Origin of the sequence: Pseudoalteromonas sp. SR44-5, assembly GCF_014163675.1 — a bacterium.
Classification (GTDB): Bacteria; Pseudomonadota; Gammaproteobacteria; order Enterobacterales; family Alteromonadaceae; genus Pseudoalteromonas; species Pseudoalteromonas rhizosphaerae.
On record NZ_JACJDT010000006.1, the window covers coordinates 97,113 to 119,499 of the forward strand.

A 22,387-nucleotide genomic window follows, 5' to 3' on the forward strand; every position below is an offset into this window, starting at 1 on the left:
CTAAATTGACAACAACTCTTTATAAATTAGCGTTATTAACTGACGTTAGAACAAAAGTTATAAATAAGGCCCCGCTATGGAAAAGGTATTTCACTTAGGACTCACCCGCGACGATCTACACGGTGCAAAACTTGCAATTGTACCGGGCGATCCAGATCGTGCAGCACGTATTTCAACTTTTCTCGAAAACCCAACTTGCCTCGTCCAAACCCGAGAATTTCATGCTTACTTAGGTCAACTTAACGGTAACTCTGTGGTTATTTGCTCAACCGGTATTGGTGGTCCTTCAACCTCCATTGCAGTAGAAGAGCTGGCGCAATTGGGAGTTGAAACATTCTTACGAATTGGCACAACTGGCGCTATTCAACCTCATATTAATGAAGGTGATATTTTAATCAGCCAAGCATCTGTGCGTTTAGATGGTGCGAGCCAACATTTTGCGCCATTGAACTACCCTGCGGTGTCTGACTTTTTCGCCACTCAAGCGATGGTAAATGCGTGCGGTAATTTAGGCATTGATTTTCATATTGGTATTACTGCATCAAGCGATACTTTTTACCCAGGTCAAGAACGTTACGACACTTACTCGGGTTATGTACCAAAAGCATTTCAAGGTAGCTGTGAAGAATGGCAAAAGCTGGGCGTGATGAACTATGAAATGGAATCAGCAACCTTATTTACAATGTGTGCAGCACTGGGGCTAAAAGCCGCCTGTGTAGCTGGTGTGTTGGTTAATCGTACTCGCCAAGAAATCCCCAATGTAGATCACGGCGAGATTGAGAAAAAATCAGTCGCCGTGGTACTCGAAGCCGCTAAACTGCTGTTGGCTTAATATTTAAACTAATACTTTGTAGTACTGGCAAATCAGTGTAACTTGCCAGTACTGCTTGACTGACACTTAACTGATTTCCCTTACCATGCGTTTGTAGTAACTCAATCCCTTTGACAACATCTTTAGTCATTGCCAAACCGGCTAAATGCAATTGACTCACCGCACTTTGCAGTGGTGATAAGCTCGGGCTATACGCGGCATTTTCCGCATAACAACCATAAAAATTACCATTTTCGAAAGTACTAATTTTCACTGCGCTGTAATTTTCAGAGTAAGGTACATATGCAGCCAACGCATAACTTAACAACGTTTTATCCAGTTCATCAGTTACAACAAATTCATGCTGTTGTGGAGCGGGGTTAAACAAGCTATAAGAATTACCTAAATCTTGCGGACCAAATGAGTGAGGGAGTAAATCAGCCAGCTTGAATTGCTGCTGCGGTAATAAAATATCAAAGCTCTGCGCATCAGCCAACTCATTCATAAATTGACGACAATAACCACATGGCGCATCACTGATAGCAATTTTAGCTATTTTTTTCGCGCCATTGAGCCAAGCGTTATTAATTGCCGATTGCTCAGCATGAACCACTAAGCTTAATGCTTGTTGTGCAAATTCAACATTCGCCCCAAAATAAAAATGTTGCTCACCGTGTTTATCGTAGCCAACTACAATTGCCCCAACAAAAAAATGTGAAATAGGCACAACTGCAAATTTTGCAGCAATAGGTAAACAGGCACGCAGTATAACCTCGACAGGTTGCTTATATTGCGCGCACAAAGCTGTGATATCAGCGGTATTTAAAATACCCTTGTGCTGTTTTACGTGAAGATATAACTGCTGCTGTTGTTTTTCACTGAAGCTAAAAACGCAGCTAGTTTGAGTACTTACTGTAGGCGTTAATGAAGACATAGACTAGTTTTATGATTTAATGGCTAACTAGTTTAGAAGGTTCAACGCTTAAATGCTAGGTTGATTTACTAACCAATTTTTCGCGCTGTTAAAACAATCAAAATTTTCTGCTTTTATATCAAAGCGCTGTGCTTTTTGCAAAAACAAATCGTGCATAAAACCATCAAAACTAACGACGCGAGCAATAAAGCAACTAGCTAACCACTGAGATACTGCTGGCATAATAGTCAGCAGTTCACTTGCCGGAAATTTATGCGTTAATTCAGACACATCAACGAGTAATTTATTACTGCCGTAAATAGATACATACTGCTGCGCAATTTGATAAAAGTTCATCACATCCTGTGCACTTGCCGTCCCTCTAAGCGTCATCATTATTAATGACGTAGATGCATCATACGTGATGCAAGTAAACACATTTGACATAATTACTACTCGATTATTAGTACAATTGCCATAAAATGACAAAACAACCGACATTCTAGATAAAAAAAACAGACAGTCAATATCTAGTAGCAAATCAGGTCTGACCAGAGCGTTAATACAGAATAAAGGATGGTTTTTTTTGCTAAAATGATACCAAAAAATACCTTGTTGTAACTAAGTTATAACCTGAAACAGCTTAACGATAGGAAGTAACTGTATTCAATACATCTAAGCTGAACTAAGATTAAATAAGATGTTTAATGCGGATAAATATAACTTACTTGGTAATATATGCGCCGAACCTTACCAGCACAGCGCACTGTTAGTGCTCAATTAACTAATTAATGGACCTCTCGCTGCTAAACACAGCAAAGAAGTCCACACTTAATTATTGGATAATCAACCGGTATTACGCATACCTGCGGCAATCCCAGTCATAGTAATCATTAACGCGTTATCAATGTCACCAGAGCTGCCTTCTGCCGCTTCGCGCGAACGTTTTAACAACTCAACTTGAAGCACATTCAATGGATCCGTATACGGGTTGCGCAAACCAATAGACTCTTTTATCCAAGGTTGATCGGCAAGCAAACTTTGCTGTGGACTTAACGATTGTACCAGTGAAATAGCCTGCTTGAGCTCTTTACGCAGTTTTTCACCTAGTGGTTTATATTGCTCTTCAACTAAAGCGTCGTCGTAATGCGCACTTAACCAACAGTCCGCTTTACTGAATACCATTTCAAGCATTTCTAGACGGGCTCTGAAAAACGGCCAGCGTTGACTCATCTCATTAAGGGTGTCTATGCCGTGTTTTTCAAGTGCAGCTTGTAAACCAGTTAGTGCCCCAAGCCATGCTGGTAGCATTAAGCGATTTTGACTCCAAGCAAAAATCCAGGGAATAGCTCGCAGGCTTTCAACACCACCATTGGGATTACGCTTTGCTGGACGCGAACCAAGCGGTAATTTTGATAGTTCCTGCTCTGGTGTTGCCATTCTAAAGTACGGCACAAAGTCTTCATCAAAACGCACTACATTACGGTAATGCTCACATGACTTTTCACTGATCAACGCCATTACATCACGCCATTCATCTTTTGGCTCTGGTGGTGGTAACAAATTACTTTCAAGCACAGCACCGGCATAGATGTTTAGACTTTCCAGCGCCACATTAGGTAGGCCAAACTTAAAGCGGATCATCTCCCCTTGTTCGGTAACACGCAGGCCACCTTTGAGTGAACCTGGTGGCTGTGAACGCAAGGCTTGCGCAGCAGGTGCGCCACCACGGCCAACAGTACCACCACGGCCATGGAATAATATCAGCTCAATACCGCGTTGCTCTGCCAATTGTACAAGCTTATCCATTGCCTCGTATTGCGCCCACCCGGCAGCCATCATCCCAGCATCTTTGGCTGAATCTGAGTAACCTATCATAACATTCTGTATGCCCTCAGCTTGGCCTCGATACCAGTTATTATCTAGCAATTGAGTAATAACATCGCTGCCTGCATTTAAGTCATCTAAGGTTTCAAATAATGGCGCAACAGGCAGTTTAAAACTACAACCACTTTCTTTTAATAGCAGTTGTACTGCTAATACATCAGAGGCTGTGCGTGCCATTGAAATAATATATAAACCAAACGTCGACGCATCTTGCTTGGCGATTACATCAAAGGTGTCGAGGACTTCTTTTACATCAGCGCTTGGTTGCCAATGTTTAGGAATAAGCGGGCGACGAGAGTTAAGCTCGGCTAATAAAAATGCCTGCTTATCTTCTTCTTGCCATTGGTCGTAATCACCTAAACCTAAATAACGAGTGAGCTCTGAAAATACCTGACTGTGGCGTGATGAGTCTTGGCGCACATCTAGTTTAGCTAAACGAATACCAAAGCTATTAATACGACGTAACACATCTAATAATAAGCCATTGGCTACCACCGCAATGTTACTCTTAAGCAACGAACGGTAGCATGCCTCAAGCGGCTGCTTTAACTGCTCAATGTCAGTGACGATGTCTTGTGCATCGGTGCGCTTATTCATAATTTTAGCGCCAAGATGAGCAACGGTTTCACTCACTTGCGCTTTGAGTACTTTTAATACCGCACGATACGGTTCAAAATCTTGTCCAGCGAGCTCGACTAGCTCATCACTGGCTTGTGACATAGAAAGCTCAGTGCTTAAAGTGTCGATATCGCGACTGTATAAATCCAGTGCCATCCAGCGCCCATGATCCAGCACTTGCTGCGTCACTAATGCTGTTACAAATGGATTGCCATCGCGATCGCCCCCCATCCATGAGGTAAATTCAACGGGGCTGTAATCGTTTGGTAACTCTAAATCAAGGTGCTCTTTTACTTCTTTATTAAAGTCTCGTAAAAAACGCGGAACGGCGTGCCAAAGGCTATTTTCGATAACTGCAAAACCCCATTTTGCTTCATCAATTGGGGTTGGACGTGAACGACGGATGTCGTCTGTATGCCATGCTTGGCTGATCAACTGTGCGATACGGTTTAATATATTTTCACGCTCATAAGGCAGGTTATCGGTACGCTCAAGAGCTGCTAAACAATCACTTAATTCAACGTGTTTGTTAATAATTGTACGGCGAGTTACTTCAGTTGGGTGTGCAGTTAAAACTAAATTGATATGCAGTTTAGCTAAACTTTCTGCGATTTCATTGGGATTTATTTTACCCTGCTGTGCGTGGCTAGCTAATGCTTTTAAAGTTTGTGTTAACGGGCTTAGCTGACAAAAACCCACGTCATTAAAACGAGAAATAGTATGAAACTGCTCTGCAACATTGGCTAGATTCAAAAAGTGATTAAAAGCACGTGCCACTGGCAGTAACTCTTCATCGGTTAAAGCATGCAGAACATTAATTAAGGTATGGCGGTCTTGCTCGTTTCCTGTGCGGGATGACTTAGCTAAAGCTCGAATTTCTTCTACTTTATCTAAAATCGCTTGTCCTTGGGCGTCTTTGATTGTTTGGCCTAATAATTGCCCCAATAAATTAACGTTCCCACGCAAGGCGGCATATTGTTCACTCATTCCTGATACTCCATTGTTGATGTTTATACCATAAAGGTACTAATAATAAGCCGTGTTCAATTTTTAAGTGTGGAGTGTAAAATGCGGTAAAAAATCGACACTTTGCTTACCTTTATATTTGTAAGACTCTATTAATATCATCCAAATGGATAATTTAACAGATCCAAGGCTTATTCTATTTCGTAACAAGACATAATGAATCGATGAATTTTGAGTAACTATGATTATTTTTTACGATGGTAATTGCCCGCTTTGTGTTAAAGAAATGGATTCACTTAAGCGTGCTGACACACACAACAAAATAATACTCGAAGATATAAATAAAGATGATTTTGAGCAGCGCTTTAAAAACATAAAACGCCACGATGCCATGGCGTTTTTGCATGGCCAGCGTGATAACGGTGAAATGATTTACGGATTAGATGTCACATTTGAAGCATGGCAAACTGTTGGCCGTCATTCATGGCTAAAGCTGCTACAATTGCCCATAATACGCTTTATTGCCGATCTAGGTTATCGCCTGTTTGCTAAATACCGCAGACAGATCACACGCATTTTCTGTAAATCAAGTTGTGGGATAAAATAATGACTAACGCTTATATTATTTTCGGTGCAAGTAGTGAAATTGCAAATGCGTATCTAAAAGAAATTGCCAAACACGATCCACAGGCTATGGTTTTTTGTGTAAGTCGCAGCTGTATTGACACATCCGCTGTCGGTATTGCTGTTGAGCAGTTTGTTTGTGACTATTCCAAAGCACGCTTAAGTGAATTAACAAACTTACTTAAAGAGCGCGCAATATACCCAACTCAGGTAGTTATTTTTAACGGCCAGCTACATTATGCGCAATCTATGCCTGAAAAAAAACTCGACGATATCGATGAGCATTATTTCAATACCTTACTCAACACCAATACATTGACTCCTATTTTGTGCCTGCAAGCAATAGCGCCGCTACTTAGCCACAAAATACCTTGTACCATAACGGCCTTAAGTGCGCGAGTAGGTAGTATTACAGACAATAACTTAGGCGGCTGGTACAGCTACCGCGCCTCAAAAGCAGCACTTAATATGTTATTCAAAACAGCAGCTATTGAACTGCAACGACGCGCAAAACAAACCCGTTTAATTCTTTTTCATCCGGGCACAACAGATACTAATTTATCTAAGCCGTTTCAAAAAAATGTACCCGCAGGTAAGCTCTTTACACCTGAGTTTGTAGCATCACAACTTTATACTCTTTTACAACAACCTGAACAGCTCACTGAGGTAGGTCAACCCGCCTACATTGATTGGCAAGGTGAGCACATACACTGGTAAGGATAAACCATGCACTTTACAACAGACGCCATTAGTCAGTTAGATAAACACTACCGTACGCATTTAATAAACTCACTATCTGGTTTTAAAAGTGCCAACTTAATTGGTACTCAAGATAGTGCAGGCAACACCAACTTAGCAATTGTAAGTTCGGTTATTCACCTTGGCGCGCATCCACCGCTTGTAGGTATGATTATGCGCCCACATAGTGTACCTCGTCATACTTTCGAGAATATTTTAGCAACCGGTGTTTACACTATTAACCAAGTGAATAGCGAGATTGTGGAACAAGCTCACCAGACTTCTGCCCGTTACGATAAAAATGAATCTGAATTTGATGCTACAGGCCTTACAACCGAGTATCTGGCTAATTTTTCGGCTCCGTTTGTTGCTCAAAGCCGTTTAAAGTATGCAGTTAAATTTGTTGAACATCAACACCTTGCCGTAAATGGCACTGAGTTAGTAATCGGTGAGATTATAGACTTACATGTTGAAGACTCAGCAATTTTAGAGGATGGTTTTATCGATTTAGAGTCAATCAACACCGTCACCATTAGCGGCTTAGATAGTTATCACAAAACACACGCTATAACGCGTCTACCCTATGCTAAAAAACCTCGTTAAATAGAGCAGCTGAGCTTTGAAAATGATTGTTAAGAGTGTCATATATACTTTGAATAATTAAATATCATACTTTGATATGGTTGTTAACACTGCGCTATGGAGTAAACCTCAGCAGCAAGTGCAACGTATTATATTGAAAGTCGCAACTACCTTACAATAGACTGTTTTGGTAATTGCGACCCACACTTAAAATATTATTTTAAACATTTCTAATGAGCAAGGATACATTGCATTACAACCTATAACTGTAGGCAGAACATTGGTTCCAAAACCACCATTATTGACCGCTTGTACGTAATAACCATTAATCGATTTAAGCGCGATGTTGTCACCATTTTGAATTAATGCACCAGGGTTATTTGGTAATTCTATAGTGAACGTTTCCCATATGGATGCCGCAGTTCGGTTTGCATTAAGTGCAGCCCCACCACCTTGCTCTGCCACAAAATAGTATCCTGATGTTGTTTGGATATGTATTTCATCACCACTTAGCAAATCACCGCCATTAATATCTATTAAATTAAATTGCTCCCATGGACCAATTGCAAGACGATTTGCATTCACTGTATCCCCCCCATTATTCTCAGCCACAACGTAATATTGGCCACCTGTTTCTAGGGAGATATTGTTTAATATAGTGGGGTTACATGGTAGCGTGGTAAAAGTGAGATCTTCACCTTGCAGTGTTGATCTGGGCGGTTTTGGATCACCATGAAACCGAAAATGATACTGCGTTCCACAATCTAAATTAGCTACTTGCGCACTCACAGGGCCATTAACTCCTGCGGGTGTGACTAAAACACTAAAGCCATAGTTTGTGGTTTCACCATAATCAATTATTTCACCACTTAAGCCAATAGTAGATGCCGAATAACCATTTAACTGCGCCGATGTTGTCGTAATATTGCTTGCAGGTTGTGTTGTGTACTGCGTACCAGCATGCGCAATCGATGCCGTACCAAGTAAAACCACAAATAAAAGTTTTGAAGTAATCATTGTCGAGTTCCTGTGACGTTTACGCTGCTAGGATTAACAGCTCTATAAGCGTAAACGTCGACATGAAATAAAACATTACACCTCATTACAAGTCGCATAATGATAAAAAATTTACATGACACCCACTTAAATCTAAATTCAACAACTGATTCCAATTCAAACCCATCATAAAGTTGCAGTCCTATATAAAGTGACTAGTATTTTTATAGAAACACAACATTGGAGGTTTTATGGCAATCGCTCGAAAAAGACAAATTAGCCTAAGTGATACTCGCTACTATCACTGTATATCTCGTTGCGTAAGAAAAGCTTATTTATGTGGCATAGACAAGCATACGGGCCAATCGTATGAGCACCGCAGAGAATGGGTTGAAGATAAAATTATAATGCTCGCTTCAATATTTTGTATTGATGTATGCGCCTATGCTGTGATGAGTAATCATACACATATCATCCTTCATGTAGCTAATAATAAAGCTAACCGCCTAAATGATAAAGCCATTGCTTTACGCTGGCACAAAGCATTTAAAGGTACTTTATTAACTCAACGCTTTGTGAAAAATGAGGTACTCTCTTCTGTCGAACTGCAATTAGTAAAGTCTAGCATTGGAGAATATCGTTCAAGGCTAATGGACATTAGCTGGTTTATGCGATCACTTAATGAGTACATTGCTCGCAAAGCTAATAAAGAAGATAATTGTAAAGGTAGATTTTGGGAGGGACGCTTTAAATCTCAAGCTTTACTTGATGAGTCAGCACTAGTGGCTTGTATGGCCTATGTCGATCTAAACCCAATCCGTGCTGGAACCGCTTCATCACCTGAAAACTCAAATTATACAAGTATTAAAAAACGTATTGCAGCAGCACAAAATGCCAAACAACCTAGGTCCTTATTTCGCTTTGCAGGTTTAACAACAAAACACACTGTAAATGGTTTGCCTTTTGAACTGAACTCTTACCTAAACCTTGTTGATAAAACAGGGCGCTGCATAAAAACAGATAAAACAGGTTATATAGATCATTCTTTGCCACCGCTACTAGAGCAACTAAACATATGCCCTGAAAACTGGCTAAAAATCACCAGTAGGTTTACTAAAGTCTTTCATGGTGCAGTTGGTAAACCAGATGCAATTGACCGGTATTGTGAACACCAACACTTTAAACGACGAAGTAACCGCAAAAATTGCGAAAAACTATTAGCGTAATACCATATAAAACAACTTTTTACTTTTTATCAGCTCAAGGCTGAAGCTTGTGCTGCCAGTTATTTGCTATACTCGCCCAAAAATGAACATTTACTATTCTGAGAAGAGTTTTTTAATATCATTAGACACATAAAAACTCTTGTAACTGTATTGAAGTTAGGTGTCATTTTAATTTTTAAAAGTAGTGGATGTCTTTTAACTTACTCGCATTGGCAGACTGTGCAAAATACTTTGCGATGCCAACAATCTTAACCACCAGCTTTGAAGAAGGCCCCAACGGCCCGCTAGTACCTGAGTTAAAAGAAATGTTTCCAGATTCGCCCTACATTGCTCGGCCTGGACAAATTAACGCATGGGATAATGAAGAGTTTGTTGCCGCTATTAAAGCTACAGGAAAAAAACAAATCATTATTGCTGGAGTAGTAACTGAAGTATGCGTTGCATTCCCAGCTTTATCCGCTTTAGCAGAGGGTTTTGATGTATTCGTGATCACTGATGCTTCAGGCACCTTTAATGTAATGACTCGTGATGCAGCTTGGGATCGCATGTCAGCTGCTGGCGCACAACTTATGACCTGGTTTGGCGCAGCTTGCGAATTACATAGAGACTGGCGCAATGATGTGGAAGGACTGGGGACTCTATTCTCAAACCACATTCCAGATTATCGCAACCTAATAAATAGTTACTCAACCTTCCAACCTAAATAACATACTATTTAACAAGGGGCTGGCCCCCTTTTTTTATAACTAAAAACTAAACAATATAAGTGAGTTGCATACCAAGCATGCTCGTTTACCTCACGTTAAAAAATAGCTCCCCACGCACAAACTTAGACCGCTAACCAACCAAACTAATGCATAGCTTTGCCATAGTTGTGAGTTGTTATAAACCTTTTGCGGGTTATTTTTATCAACCAATACACTGCAAGGCTCGCCTTGTTTGAATCGTGTGAGCAGGGTGTTGTCGTGACTGACCAATACGCTATACAAATGATTGTTAAATCTAAAGCTAACTAACATTGACTGTGACGGCAATAGTTCATGAGCACCAATACGAGTATTAACCGCATTAGTGATGTTATCAATCACACACACGCGCCAGTGATGTTTGCTTATTTTACACTTTAACCACCTAAAAAGAGGCAGTAACCCTGCAAAAATAAAACACACACCCAATATCAATAGCACAGTATTCATCTTTCACTTACCTTATAAAACTAAAACAGACACACAGCACACACATTAAAAACTCACCACAAATTATCTATTAGTTCTGTAGAGATTGATAAACTTGATTTGCAGCAATCAAGTCACTCAGTGCTGTACCAACTGATTTAAATACCGTTATATCCGTTTCGTTAAAACGGGCTACGGTATTTACCTTCGCTAAATCAGCTAATTCAGCACATACGCTTTGCTCGCAAAATACACCTTCACTTATTGGTATTAATAATTCACCTGCTTCTCCTAATACATTGGTTTTACTATCAACATAAACGCGGCTACGAGTAATTGTGGCGGTGTCGCATTCGCGATGGTCACTCTGATGATTACCGATTAGGTCAACATGCGTGCCTGATTTTAACCAGTTGCCATCAAATAATGGCACTTGAGAGCCGGTCGCGCAGCTGATCACGTCAGCACTGTAAATTACTTCTTGCGTACTTTGCCCAATGACAAACTCAACATCAGGATATAACTGCTCTAAACAACTTTGCAGGGCGACTACTTTTAAATGATTACGCGCCACCAGCGTTACTCGTTTAAAATTACGAACAGCCAAATGCGCACGCACCATATACTCGGCTAAGTTACCACTGCCAAAAAATACTAAATGATTACTATTCTCTCGGGATAAATAACGACTCGCAAGCGCCGATACGCTTGCCGTACGCCATAAAGTAATACTCGTGCCATCTACCAGTGCCAACGGTTCGCCGTGCTCGCGCGAAAACAACATTATTTTAGAATACAAAGAATCAAAGCCCGCCTCGCCATTATTAGGAAAATAAGTAAATGCTTTTACGCCAATCACTTGTTCATTCCATGCAGGTAACACAGCAAACGCATCCCGGCTACCGCTGTTGCTATCTAACTCATAGACGTTACGCTTTGGCATAGTAAAATCGAGGGCAAAACCTTGCTGCATAGCAGTGATTAACGAGTCAAAATCAAGGGCGTTATCAATGTGTTTTTTATCAATAACTTGCATTTTATAACTCCAGTTCGAATGGTTTAGGTGCGTGAGTTAAAATTTCATAACCCGTGTTGGTGATCAAGATGTCCTCCTCTAAACGCACCCCGCCATATTCAGAGATATAAATACCTGGCTCTATGGTGATCACATTGCCCACTTCTAATACGTGCTTAACGTTGCTATTGATAAACGGCTGCTCGTGTAAAAATAGCCCTAAACCGTGGCCAAGCCCTTGTCCTGCCCATTTTCCAAAACCAGAGCCATCCAATACTTGTTGTGATGCATTTTGTAAATCAATGCAATCAACCCCTGGCTTAATTAAATTAATAGCAGCTTGTTGTGCAGTCGCAACTGCATTGTAAATTTGAACTTGTTTGCTTGACGCTTTACCTAATACATAACTACGTGTCATGTCTGAGCGATAGCCATTAACAACAGCGCCAAAGTCTAGGGTAATAAAGTCGCCTTCTTTAAGTGTTCTATCACTGGGGCTACCATGGGGCAGCGAGGTACGCTCTGCGAACATTAAAATCGTTGCAAATGACATTCCTTCAGAGCCTAATTTTTGCATTCTAAACTCTAGCTCTAAGGCTAAATCACGTTCGCTTACACCTACTTTAAAATATGGAATAGTGTGTGCAAGTGCTTCATCCGCAATCGCAGCCGCAGCTTTTATTTGTGCTACTTCCCAGTCATTTTTGATCATGCGCTGACGTTCAATTACTCCTTGAATTGGCATTAATGTGTGACCACTCAAATCACTAGCAATTTGCTGCCACAATGCCACATTAATAAATGCCGCATCAAAACCTAAATGGCTGTTAGCAGGTAAAAAACGGTTAATACAACAGCCTAAACTTTCGCTATCACGGTCGCGGCTGATCACTTCAAACCCTTGGCACTCAGATTGTGCGCGCTCAAAGTAACGATAATCAGTAATAAGTATGCATCTAGCTTGCGTCACAATTGCATACGCGGCATTACCACTAAACCCGCTCAAGTAGCGAATATTCTCATGCCCTAACACTAATAACGCCGTTAAGTTTTGCTCTACCATACGTTGTTTTAGTAATTGTTGGCGTACTAAAAAATGATTATTCATCGAAAAATAAATCCTTGTTTTAGGGGATCTGTTGGATCAATTAAAAAGGTATGTTTACCCGTCACAAAGGCTGTACCCGTAACACGAGGAATAATCGCAGACCGTGCTTTAACCTCACATGTTTGCTTAACCATTACATTAAATGCTGAGCCTAAAATGCTCTCAATATTTACACTTTGTCCTACCGCTAATTCGCCTTTGGCAAAAGCTAATGCAGCACGAGCGCTTACGCCCGTGCCTGTAGGGCTTCGATCAAGTTCACCTTCGGCAAATACACACACATGACGGCTAAAGTGGTTAATTTGTGATAACTGGCTATTGGAGTAAAAAATAACCCCATATAAAAAACCCAGTGCCTGATCGGTTGGGTGCGTTGGCTGATATTGATTAGTCACTTGCTGTTTAATGGCTTTCCCAAGGCTAATTATATGTCCATGATTGTCAGGTGCTAAGCTTAAATTAAGAGTATCTGCATCAACAAATGCGTAGTATGCACCGCCAAACGCTATATCACAGCTAACCGAACCACACATCGGCAAGCTTATTTTAACGTCTAATTTATCAACAAAACTGGCGACATTATCAAAATATACTTGCTGTAACTGATTATTGTTAAGTTCAACATACGCTTTTATAAGCCCAGCTGGAGTGTCTATTCTTAGTTCATTATAGCCATCTTTAAAGTCAACAAGTGCGCAATCTTTTGCAGCGGTAGCCAGTGCAATAATCGCATGCCCGCACATGGTGCTATAACCTTCATTATGTAAAAAAAGTACGCCAAAATGGCTATCTGAGCGCACAGCACAAGTGATCACTGCGCCATACATATCGGCATGACCACGAGGTTCAAACATCAATGCTTTTCGTAAATAATCAAAACGCGCTAAACAATCGGCACGCTTTTCAAGCATCGTATCACCTGTAAGTTGCTCAAAGCCATCAACTATAATACGCAATGGTTCACCACCAGTGTGCATCTCTAAAGTATGTATTTGTAACCAATCATTATTAGGCTGCTGCCAATGGGAAAATAAAGTCTGGGTCATAATTAACTCCTTCACTTTTGTATACAATATATCTCAATATTTTTTAGTGCAATAACTTTAATAAAAAATGCTGAGCAGTTACCTACTCAGCATCAAGGCTGTGTTACTCTTAATGAGAATGTGCTTAAACATTTTGTCAGTTTTAGTTTTCGCTTGTTAGATACTATTTACTAAAACGACAATTTACAGCCACTTACCAGGGAACTTAAAATTCTATACGTGCGGTTAACGATATATATCGAGCACCTTGGCGGCCAGTTACTAAACCATAATCTGGGTTGAGCTCTAAGCCATTATCGCCATATTGAGCTCGCTCCTCGTTTATCGATACCGCGCTATCTCCATCGAATAAGTTATATACCGTGCCTTTTAAGGTCATGTCAGAGCCAAAAAAGTCAGTATAATAAGTCAGTGACATATCCACATTAGTTAACCACGGTAAGTTACCTTTGCTTCCGCGTGGTGCCGGGTTACCATTTTCATCATAGTGCGATGCTTGGTCATAGTATTTACTCACACATGCATCCCACGGGCTTCCTTGCTCGCAGCTATCAACACCTTCAGGGTGAACTGAGAAGTAGCTCTTTGGACGACCCGATGTAGTTCGCGCAACTAAACCTACAGTCAGTGAATCGGTAATATTATACGCGCCACTAAATTTGATTGCGTGGCGGTGGTCATTTGGTAAATTACCATAGCCATGATCCATCAAATCGCCATAGTCGTAAGAGGTCGTCCAACCAGGATCTGCTTGGTCGTTATCCGTTTTAACTAAACCTTCCGTATTACCGTAGCTATGTGACCATGTATATGAAGTATTGATACGCAAGTCATCGGTTACATTGCCATCTAAGGTAAACTCAAGGGCCAAATATTTGCGTTGTGCTTCGGCAAGTGCAAGCTCATCAGCACTTAAATTAACGTTATCTATTTCTCCATCACCATCAAAGTCATACGACATTTGAATCGCTTCACCAGGATTATTAAGCACATAATATGAACCCTGCCCTACGTTATCGGTGATCCCCATTTCGGCAAGTTTCTTGGCAAGTATAGGGCCTACATCCGTGTCTTCAACACTGCGCCCAAGGTCGCGGTAAATAGCACGTACGCCGGCAGACATAGAATCAAAAACTTCTTGTTGATACCCTATTGTGAACTCATCGCTGTACATTGGTTTTAAAGAAGACGAGGCAATTAACCCAGGTTCAGTAATACCACGCTGGCGCCAGCGTCTATCTCGTAACATATCACCTCTGCTAGGTGAGCCGTCAGCTAATAAAGTAGGCGAGCCATTGCCTTCTAATTGATCTAATTCAAAATACTCAAACCATTCAATTGATGCAGAGCCTTGAGTGATATTCATGTTCGCAGATACTGGCTGAAAATAGCGCCCGTAAGTGGCAAATATTTTAGCGCTACCGTCACCCGATACATCATAAATAGCCTGTAAGCGTGGCGCTATTTGATTATCAATATCAACAAATGCTCGGCCATCTGTCACCGTATTTTCAAACTGGCTATAACGCAAACCCATATTAAGGACTAAATTATCAGTTGCTTGCCATGAGTCATTAATATAAAACGCCAGTGAAGTTGTATCTGAATCGACCTCACGGCTACGGACCCGCCTTTCGATAAAGTCACTCCCCAGCGCAGCACTTGATATATCATTTTCACCAGCAGTTTTTATAGTCCACCAGCCTTGTGCATCCCCAATACCATTTTGGCCTTCAAAATAATCAACCTTCACATTGGTGTAATCAATACCAAATTGAATTGAATGCATATCCAAGTCCCAGTTAAAATCAATTCTGGCTTGGTCACGAATATACTCTTCTTCCGTTATACCGGAATTTGTATGCTGGCTTAGAGTTACAAAACCGTCACGTTCATCCCACACGCCGGGATTAGGTGATGCTACAACGTTCTCAACATTTTCAGTAACACGACCAACAACGGCTGACACTGAAAAAGTATCTGTGAGGTAGCCATTGTAGTTAATACTGTATACATTGCCGCCATCTTCGCCTGGTGCATCGACACCTTGTTGATCACCTACCACATTATCTTGCCAACTATACGCAAACGTTTTATCAGTCCAAGTACGTTTATTGTTCATTGCAGAGAAACCAATAGAGTGATCTTCATTAATAAACCAATCCACTTTGGTGAACCAACGGTCTTCATCACGCTCAAAATCAGAAAAAGTGGTTTGCCCTGCGCTATTAGACTCTTCTCTGCGTGGTGCAAATAAACCATAAAAGAACAGGGTATCTTCAATAATTGCACCACTTGCCCATAGCTGTACTTCTTTAAAGTCGTAACTGCTTTGCTGTGTATTAGTGTTTATTGTCCCACTATCTTGAAATATTGAATCATGTTGACTACGAAGGCCATCAGGATCCCAGCGCACCTCTGCACCGAATTTAAAGTCGTTATCGCCCGATTTAGACACAGCGTTTACAATGCCGCCTAATGCACCACCAAATTCAGGGCTTACACCACCGGTTTTAACTTGAGTTTGGGATATAGCTTCCCAAGGAAGGCGAATGGAACCTAAACCAGTACGAATACTCGTTACATTTAAGCCATTAAAATAGTAGCCATTTTCAGCAGCCGATGAACCACCAAAACTTGATGCGCCTTTAAAATTAGAGCCACCAGGTGCAGCGGTACCTGGCGCAAGTAAAGCAATGCTCTCAAAGCCTGTATTAACCGGCATTGCTTTAAGCTCAGCATCACTAAACGTTAAACCGGAGGTAGAGGAAGCCATATCTACACGACGAATTGCCGAACCTGTTACCGCGATACGCTCTATATCAGTACCAGCTTTATAAAGTTGTACATCGAGAATGATTGATTGACCAATGGTCACTGCTACATCTTCTTCAATTAGTGTTTGATAGCCATCTTTTACAATCGTTACATCGTACATACCCACCGGTACATTACGTAATAAGTAATCGCCTTCAGCATTACTCGTAATAGTGTAAACAAGCCCTTTACTCTTGTGTTTAAGTGTAATTGTTGCGCCAATCAAATCATTACCAGAGTGTGCAACAATATGACCTTTTACAATACTACTACCATCTACGGCCTGCGCAGCTGGTGTCATTATTAATGCAGCTGTAACAGCTGTTGCCAGTAGGGTTTTAACACCCACTCCCCGAGTTTGCTTTTTATTATTCGTAAACATGAAATGTTCCTTTGATCCTGTTGATTTTTTGTTGCCAGGCTAACCTTGACGTAAAAAATATACACTCTTTACATATTGTATACAATATGTAATATACATTTAATTTACGTAAAATTAAAAAACAAGATGGTTCATGTCAAACTTATTCAAAAACAATATTTATAATCAATTGCTTGCAAACTCACACTGAACACCTAAAAAGTAACAGAAGTGAGCAAAGTAATTAATACAGGGTTTAGTTTATTTTTATTCCGGCCTTGCCGAAAGCAATTTAGCTGATACAATCTAAATGTATAATGTATACAATATGTATTTATAAGAGGAAATATGATGCAAACGAACAGTAAAGATTGGCGATATACAGTTATGCCGGCCGTATTTACATGGCTAAAAGAGTCAGAGTCCGGAGCCCTGGAAATAGACCTTGATACAACAAAAAAATACGCTGCAGATATTTTAAAAGTGCAAGGAAAGGGGGGTACTCGTATGGGTGGACTTGTTGGCTCTGGTACGCTGGGTGAAAACAGCTACCTAAGTGCTGAGCAACGCCTTTCTTTACTAAAAGCCCTTTCAAGTGTTGCTAAAGAACACAACGTTCCTTTAATCAGTGGCGCAGCGGCAGAAACCAAAGAAGAACTAGCCAAAATAGTAAAAGAACTCGCAACGGTCGGCGTAGATACCGTTATGGTAATGCCACCAAAAACCAAAGAAACACCTTGTGATGAACAGATGTATGCTTACTACGCGCTTAGCGCCTCAGCGGCAAAAGAGGCCGGCATAACAATAATGCCCTATAACAACCCTGACGCAGCGGGCTACCATGCGCTTTCAACTGATCTGCTTACAAGGCTTGCAGCTCTACCAGAGGTAACTGCGCTTAAAATATCAACTATCGATGTGTCAGTTATTGAAACAATGATGTTAGAGAACAAAAATTTAAAAGTATTGGCCGGTGTTGACACCGTTACTGTACATGCAGGACTCGCAGGCGCATGTGGCGGCATTACAGGTGTGGGCTGCATATTCCCAAAAGCGAGTATTACAATGCAAGAGTATGTAAATAACGGAGAATGGGCCGAGGCAAACAAAATCTCTCAAGCGATGAACTCTATATCCTATCTTGATGCACAGCCGTTACTTTTAGAATACCTTAAGTTTGCTTTTGGCATTCATCATAATGATCTAACAGGTGGGCTTCGCACCTTTGGCAAGAAGTTAACCCAACAGCAAATTGATGACGTGCACACACGGTATGCCCTAGCAAAAGAACGACTTGAGGTCCTCGATTTACTAGACTGATGTTTTAAAATATTCAAATAGCAAAAACTCCGTTGTTACGGAGTTTTTATCTTTACAGATTGGCTATTTTTGAGATTGTTACATCTTATTTTATTCAAAACAGGCCTAGGCTACTTGCCATGATTAGGTTAACCGATGAATGTCTCGGCTCTGGCATCCTGCTTCGTTCTACCTTCTAAATCTATTTAGTCGTAGTGCCCCAGAAAGTCCAAAAGGATATGGGAAAAACCTGGCTGCGATAAGATCGCAATAAGAGATTACTGCGTAACGCACCCTAGATGTGTTTGCCGTAAGCTACTTGCTTAACAGCCACATCGACATACGAAGTAAACGAATTTGCTTATTGAATTAGAGTTGATTTTTGATTGACCTTCAATTTATAAAACGGTCAAAAAGAACACTATTGCCTATTGACAGAGTTAAGGCTCATATGTATTAGGCAATTGATTCTGCAACATAAATACATCAAACGCAATTACTAACTTCACCCGCAGCAAATGTAAGAGTTTTACCTTTAGTTTTAATAAAGTAAGGTGTGATTTTATGACGTTGATCTGGATATTGAGGATGAGGCACTTCAAATGATGGTTCGTCCATGTCGTTCCAAGGATACTTCCAAATATTAATACCATTGATTTTTTTAGTTTGGGATTCAAAACCAATATCGTGATACTGCCAACCATCCATGTAAATCACCTAACGAGGCTGTAGTATAACTCCAACAGCCAAATTCAATTAAAAGACGAGCTCCTGTAATTAACTCTAAGCGTTTTTAAAGCATTAGGTAATGCATTTGGAACCCATAAAACTGGCTGTCTTTCTTAAAAAAAGAGTAATTCTACAGCCTCAACCCCCAATTAAGGTGTGGGCCACGCTACCACGATGCTCAAATTGAACACCGTAAACACTGAACTAGCCCTAAACTGAAACTGCCAAGCGTGGGGAATCACTCTTAAATTGCTTGTTAGCTATCTTTTTCACAATGCAGTGGGAAATGCTGCGACACTCCCATTGCAGAACCGCATGATAGCCTAAGGTGTGTATCACGATAGTGGTCATAGCAATTATCAACTAAATTGATTGTAGCTCTTAATGCCACCTGCACTTCTTGAACTACTAGATCACAAATTTTGTCACGGGAGTTTTCATAAATACCGACCAAATCATAATCAGTGTTGTCGATAACTTTGCCTTCCATCCACGACATATTTTTGAACATTTTATCATCGCCAGTATAGAGTTCACTGAATCCCTTGTGTGCTCGGTCATTACGATCAGTCCGCAATTCTTCACCGGTTTTATCAAGAGTTTTTAAGTCCTCTAGAATTTCAGGGTACTCTGTTTTGAGAGCTTTTTTGAGTTGCTTAATATTTAACTGAAAATCAGAAAGTCCTAGCTCCAAAACTTCATTCACAAAATGAAAGGCTATATCTCTCAAGCTGGAAAAACGGAATAAAGTCAAATCAACGATAGATTTAAGCCAGTCGTATCTATTTATGTCTTGAACGCTGGATTTAACTGGAACAGTTTCAACCCCAAGCATTTGAGGGATAACCCGCAAATCAATGAATTGTTGTTCAAGCATGTTAAATCGGACATAGGTTAATTGTGCATAAGCCATATGTGGGTCAGCTTCAGAAAACTCTTCCCAGTTTTTGTAAGGCAAGTCATGCAAGAAATAACAATTTATCGAGTCGTATAAAACACCCTTGAAGCTAGAGTCTTCCAGATCCCACCAATGATATTCATTATTCATAGATACTCGCAATTTCTGACAGATAGCTAACAGCCTTTTACCAAGAATACCGATAAACACTCTTGAGTGATTACCCTGAACTGCGTAAACACACATTAAAATTTATAATAACAACTTATTAAGGTTACCTTTTTTCGTCTTCGATTTTTAATAATAGCTTTTTAATGTCGTTTTTGGCGCCCAAGATATGCTTTTTCAAAAAGTCACAGGCTTTTTTAGTGTCTTTTGCGCGACAGTGATTTAACAATGTGCGGTGCTCTTCGGGTGCGGTGGTTAAACCACCAGCCAGTAAAATATGCATGCGCACGTAGCGCTCTGAATTTTTACTATACATATCTACCAGCTCACGGGTTTGTGGCCGTTGCGCGCGCGAATATAATTTACCATGAAATCGACTATTTAAATCGCCTGTGGCAAGGTGGGTGTCGCCCGCATCCATAGCGCTTTCAAGCTCAGTTAAAATAAGCTCAGCGTCGATTAAATCTTGATCTGTTAAACCGTCTATTGAATGGCTTAATAGCTCTGCTTCAAGTAAGGCTCTTAAATCAAAAATCTCATCAATTTGTGATGCTGAAAGCTCTGTTGCCGTAGCTCCTTTGTGCGCTTCAAAGTTAACAAGCCCTTCGGCTTCAAGCTGAAGAAGTGCCTCACGTACAGGAATACGACTTACGTTCATCTCTGTTGCCAGTGCAGCTTGACGTAAGGGCTCGCCTGCTTTAATTTCACCAGAGAGAATTTTTGCGCGAATTGCTTCTGCAACAAGCTGGGTGCGGGTTTTGTGCTCGATAGCCATGGTGATCCTCTTACATTGCATTTAGCATACATTATACTCAAGTTCACTCATATGCCAAGTGAGAATCTGTCTGTACCCTATATAAACAAGGGGGAAAGCGGGAATATACAATTTGCATATCCCGCCCAATAAATCCTATGCTTGATAACAAATTGGTCGCATAAAACGTAACATTGCATTTGCGCCCACAGAGGTACTGCGTACATCGGTTGAACTTGGGAACGGCCCACCGTGGTTCATTGAAGCGCACACTTCAACACCTGTTGGCAGCTGATTTTTTATCAAACGACCTACTTTATATTGCAGCGCTTCGATAAGGCTATCGGCGTTGTTTAAATCAGCTTCAGTGCCATGAATACTGGCGGTTAACTGCCCTTGTAATTGGTTTATCAATGTCATGAGCTGCTGTTCACTGTCGTAGCGCACCACTAACGCAGCAGGGCCAAACACTTCTTCTTGCAAAGCTGAGATTGCTAAATAGTCATCAGCATTACAAGCAAATACATGTGCATTAGCATGAAATTCATGCTCCAGCTTGCCTTTACCCAGCACGCTAAGCTTATCAAGCTGAGTTCGCTCTGCTATTTGGTGTTTAAAGGTTTTAACAATCCCAGGGGTGAGTAAAGTGTCTGATGGGGCATCATTAATACACGCTGTTATATGTGCTTCGAGTTCGTCACACCCGGTTGGTACTAACCAAAGCCCTGGGCTAGTGCAAAACTGCCCGTTCCCCATCAGCATTGACTGGCAAAGTGATTGTGCCATCTCTTTGCTATGTTCAATGGCTTTATTGAGTAAAATAACTTGTGGGTTAATACTGCCAAGCTCACCATAAAATGGTATCGGCTCTTCACGCTTGGCAATTGTTGCTTGCAGCTTGCTGGCCACATTAAATGAGCCTGTAAACCCCACCGCTTTTATTGCCGGCGCAGCCACTAATTGATGCGATATGTCGTAGGCTTTACTTTGTACCATTGCAAACACGCCTAACGGCATTGCACATTCTTTAATGGCTGCAAGCGCCACACGTGCCATCAACTCACCCGTTCCTGGGTGCGCGGTGTGGTTTTTTACAATTACTGGGCAGCCTGCTGCAAGGGCTGCGGCGGTATCGCCGCCCAGTGTTGAAAAGGCGTAAGGGAAATTAGATGCACCAAATACAGCCACCGGCCCCAGCGGTAAATAGTTAAGTTCAGTGTGCGGCTTTGGTAACGGTGCTCTGGTGGCATCTGCTTCATCCACTATTTTTAAACCCAGTGGCGATTCAGGGTTGTCACGTAATGCATTAGCAAAGGCTTTAAGCTGATTTACGGTGCGCATACGCTCACCTTGCAAACGTGCCAGCGGTAAGTTGGTTTCTTGCTGTGTTTGCTCAAGTAACTCATCACCAAGCGCTAAAATATGATCAGCAATACATTCTAAAAAATCTGCTCGTTGTGCAAAACTGGTTTTACGATATTCATAAAACGCCGATTGTGCGGCTTCTATTGCACTGTCTAACTCAGTGGCGCTGAGGTTAAAAAAGCGCGTTGCGAGTGGTTCATTGCGGGCGGGGGAAAATGCGTTAAATTCACCATTTCCAGAGTGACCGAGCCATTGCCCTGCTACTAAACTTTGTCCTGTTAATGTCATGCT

Annotated in this window: 19 protein-coding genes and 1 pseudogene; 7 read left to right on the plus strand and 13 right to left on the minus strand. The window is 41.1% G+C overall.

Going from position 1 to position 22,387, the window contains the following annotated elements; all coding sequences use genetic code 11:
- Nucleotides 1–76: 76 nt before the first annotated feature.
- On the plus strand, nucleotides 77–832 hold the full coding sequence (gene udp, locus H5154_RS05105; RefSeq protein WP_149979966.1) for a uridine phosphorylase: 756 nt from the start codon (nucleotides 77–79) through the stop codon (nucleotides 830–832).
- Here the strand turns inward: udp and cdd are convergent.
- The 3 genes from cdd to ppc all read right to left on the minus strand — a co-directional run bounded on the left by cdd (nucleotide 813) and on the right by ppc (nucleotide 5,216).
- Nucleotides 813–1,745 carry a cytidine deaminase gene (gene cdd / locus H5154_RS05110; RefSeq protein ID WP_182717604.1) on the minus strand — a complete coding sequence of 311 codons (933 nt, stop codon included), beginning with the start codon at nucleotides 1,743–1,745 and terminating at the stop codon, nucleotides 813–815. The two genes, udp and cdd, sit on opposite strands and share 20 nt — an antisense overlap.
- A gap of 48 nt (nucleotides 1,746–1,793) precedes the next feature.
- Complete coding sequence (locus H5154_RS05115) at nucleotides 1,794–2,171, minus strand: hypothetical protein (RefSeq protein ID WP_182717605.1); 378 nt, start codon at nucleotides 2,169–2,171, stop codon at nucleotides 1,794–1,796.
- 399 nt (nucleotides 2,172–2,570) lie between these two features.
- The gene (gene ppc / locus H5154_RS05120) at nucleotides 2,571–5,216 is read right to left on the minus strand and encodes a phosphoenolpyruvate carboxylase (RefSeq protein ID WP_182717606.1); all 2,646 of its coding nucleotides are present in this window, start codon (nucleotides 5,214–5,216) and stop codon (nucleotides 2,571–2,573) included.
- Between the two features lie 220 nt (nucleotides 5,217–5,436).
- Between ppc and H5154_RS05125 the strand changes: the two genes are divergently transcribed.
- The 3 genes from H5154_RS05125 to H5154_RS05135 are packed head-to-tail and all read left to right on the plus strand — an operon-like array spanning nucleotide 5,437 to nucleotide 7,160.
- Entirely contained in the window at nucleotides 5,437–5,802 is a 366-nt protein-coding gene (locus H5154_RS05125; RefSeq protein ID WP_182717607.1) for a thiol-disulfide oxidoreductase DCC family protein, read from the plus strand.
- Nucleotides 5,802–6,536 (plus strand): SDR family NAD(P)-dependent oxidoreductase, encoded by a 735-nt coding sequence (locus tag H5154_RS05130; RefSeq protein WP_182717608.1) that lies wholly within the window; start codon nucleotides 5,802–5,804, stop codon nucleotides 6,534–6,536. Before H5154_RS05125 ends, H5154_RS05130 begins: the two co-directional genes overlap by 1 nt.
- 9 nt (nucleotides 6,537–6,545) lie before the next feature.
- Nucleotides 6,546–7,160, plus strand: coding sequence for a flavin reductase family protein (locus tag H5154_RS05135; protein ID WP_145234432.1), 615 nt, complete (start codon nucleotides 6,546–6,548; stop codon nucleotides 7,158–7,160).
- Between the two features lie 186 nt (nucleotides 7,161–7,346).
- Here H5154_RS05135 and H5154_RS05140 read toward each other — a convergent pair whose 3' ends face one another.
- The gene (locus H5154_RS05140) at nucleotides 7,347–8,156 is read right to left on the minus strand and encodes a peptidase S8 (protein WP_145234434.1); all 810 of its coding nucleotides are present in this window, start codon (nucleotides 8,154–8,156) and stop codon (nucleotides 7,347–7,349) included.
- Nucleotides 8,157–8,386: 230 nt separating this feature from the next.
- Here H5154_RS05140 and H5154_RS05145 point away from each other — a divergent pair, with 230 nt between their 5' ends.
- Nucleotides 8,387–9,361 (plus strand): transposase, encoded by a 975-nt coding sequence (locus H5154_RS05145; RefSeq protein WP_182717609.1) that lies wholly within the window; start codon nucleotides 8,387–8,389, stop codon nucleotides 9,359–9,361.
- A 197-nt stretch (nucleotides 9,362–9,558) separates the two neighbouring features.
- A pseudogene (gene ycaC / locus H5154_RS05150) lies at nucleotides 9,559–10,068 on the plus strand (isochorismate family cysteine hydrolase YcaC); the annotation flags it as partial.
- 90 nt (nucleotides 10,069–10,158) lie between these two features.
- Here the strand turns inward: ycaC and H5154_RS05155 are convergent.
- From H5154_RS05155 to H5154_RS05175, 5 genes are all read right to left on the minus strand, one after another.
- Nucleotides 10,159–10,557, minus strand: a complete 399-nt coding sequence (locus tag H5154_RS05155; RefSeq protein ID WP_145234441.1) for a hypothetical protein — start codon at nucleotides 10,555–10,557, stop codon at nucleotides 10,159–10,161.
- Nucleotides 10,558–10,627: 70 nt separating this feature from the next.
- On the minus strand, nucleotides 10,628–11,572 hold the full coding sequence (locus H5154_RS05160; RefSeq protein ID WP_182717610.1) for an ornithine cyclodeaminase family protein: 945 nt from the start codon (nucleotides 11,570–11,572) through the stop codon (nucleotides 10,628–10,630).
- Between the two features lies 1 nt (nucleotide 11,573).
- Nucleotides 11,574–12,659 (minus strand): Xaa-Pro peptidase family protein, encoded by a 1,086-nt coding sequence (locus H5154_RS05165; protein WP_182717611.1) that lies wholly within the window; start codon nucleotides 12,657–12,659, stop codon nucleotides 11,574–11,576.
- Complete coding sequence (locus H5154_RS05170) at nucleotides 12,656–13,705, minus strand: proline racemase family protein (protein ID WP_145234449.1); 1,050 nt, start codon at nucleotides 13,703–13,705, stop codon at nucleotides 12,656–12,658. The genes H5154_RS05165 and H5154_RS05170 overlap by 4 nt, the downstream gene beginning before the upstream one ends.
- A gap of 205 nt (nucleotides 13,706–13,910) precedes the next feature.
- Entirely contained in the window at nucleotides 13,911–16,904 is a 2,994-nt protein-coding gene (locus H5154_RS05175) for a TonB-dependent receptor domain-containing protein (protein ID WP_182717612.1), read from the minus strand.
- A gap of 330 nt (nucleotides 16,905–17,234) precedes the next feature.
- Between H5154_RS05175 and H5154_RS05180 the strand changes: the two genes are divergently transcribed.
- Nucleotides 17,235–18,203, plus strand: coding sequence for a dihydrodipicolinate synthase family protein (locus tag H5154_RS05180; RefSeq protein ID WP_145234584.1), 969 nt, complete (start codon nucleotides 17,235–17,237; stop codon nucleotides 18,201–18,203).
- A 465-nt stretch (nucleotides 18,204–18,668) separates the two neighbouring features.
- On the opposite strand, the gene H5154_RS05185 is transcribed toward H5154_RS05180, so the two are convergent.
- The 4 genes from H5154_RS05185 to H5154_RS05200 all read right to left on the minus strand — a co-directional run bounded on the left by H5154_RS05185 (nucleotide 18,669) and on the right by H5154_RS05200 (nucleotide 22,384).
- Nucleotides 18,669–18,890 (minus strand): hypothetical protein, encoded by a 222-nt coding sequence (locus H5154_RS05185; RefSeq protein WP_182717613.1) that lies wholly within the window; start codon nucleotides 18,888–18,890, stop codon nucleotides 18,669–18,671.
- Nucleotides 18,891–19,167: 277 nt separating this feature from the next.
- The gene (locus tag H5154_RS05190; protein ID WP_182717614.1) at nucleotides 19,168–19,959 is read right to left on the minus strand and encodes a Cthe_2314 family HEPN domain-containing protein; all 792 of its coding nucleotides are present in this window, start codon (nucleotides 19,957–19,959) and stop codon (nucleotides 19,168–19,170) included.
- A 124-nt stretch (nucleotides 19,960–20,083) separates the two neighbouring features.
- Nucleotides 20,084–20,752: a GntR family transcriptional regulator gene (locus H5154_RS05195; RefSeq protein WP_145234461.1), complete on the minus strand. Its 669-nt coding sequence runs from the start codon at nucleotides 20,750–20,752 to the stop codon at nucleotides 20,084–20,086.
- 135 nt (nucleotides 20,753–20,887) lie between these two features.
- Nucleotides 20,888–22,384, minus strand: a complete 1,497-nt coding sequence (locus tag H5154_RS05200; protein ID WP_182717615.1) for an aldehyde dehydrogenase (NADP(+)) — start codon at nucleotides 22,382–22,384, stop codon at nucleotides 20,888–20,890.
- Nucleotides 22,385–22,387 lie beyond the last annotated feature (3 nt).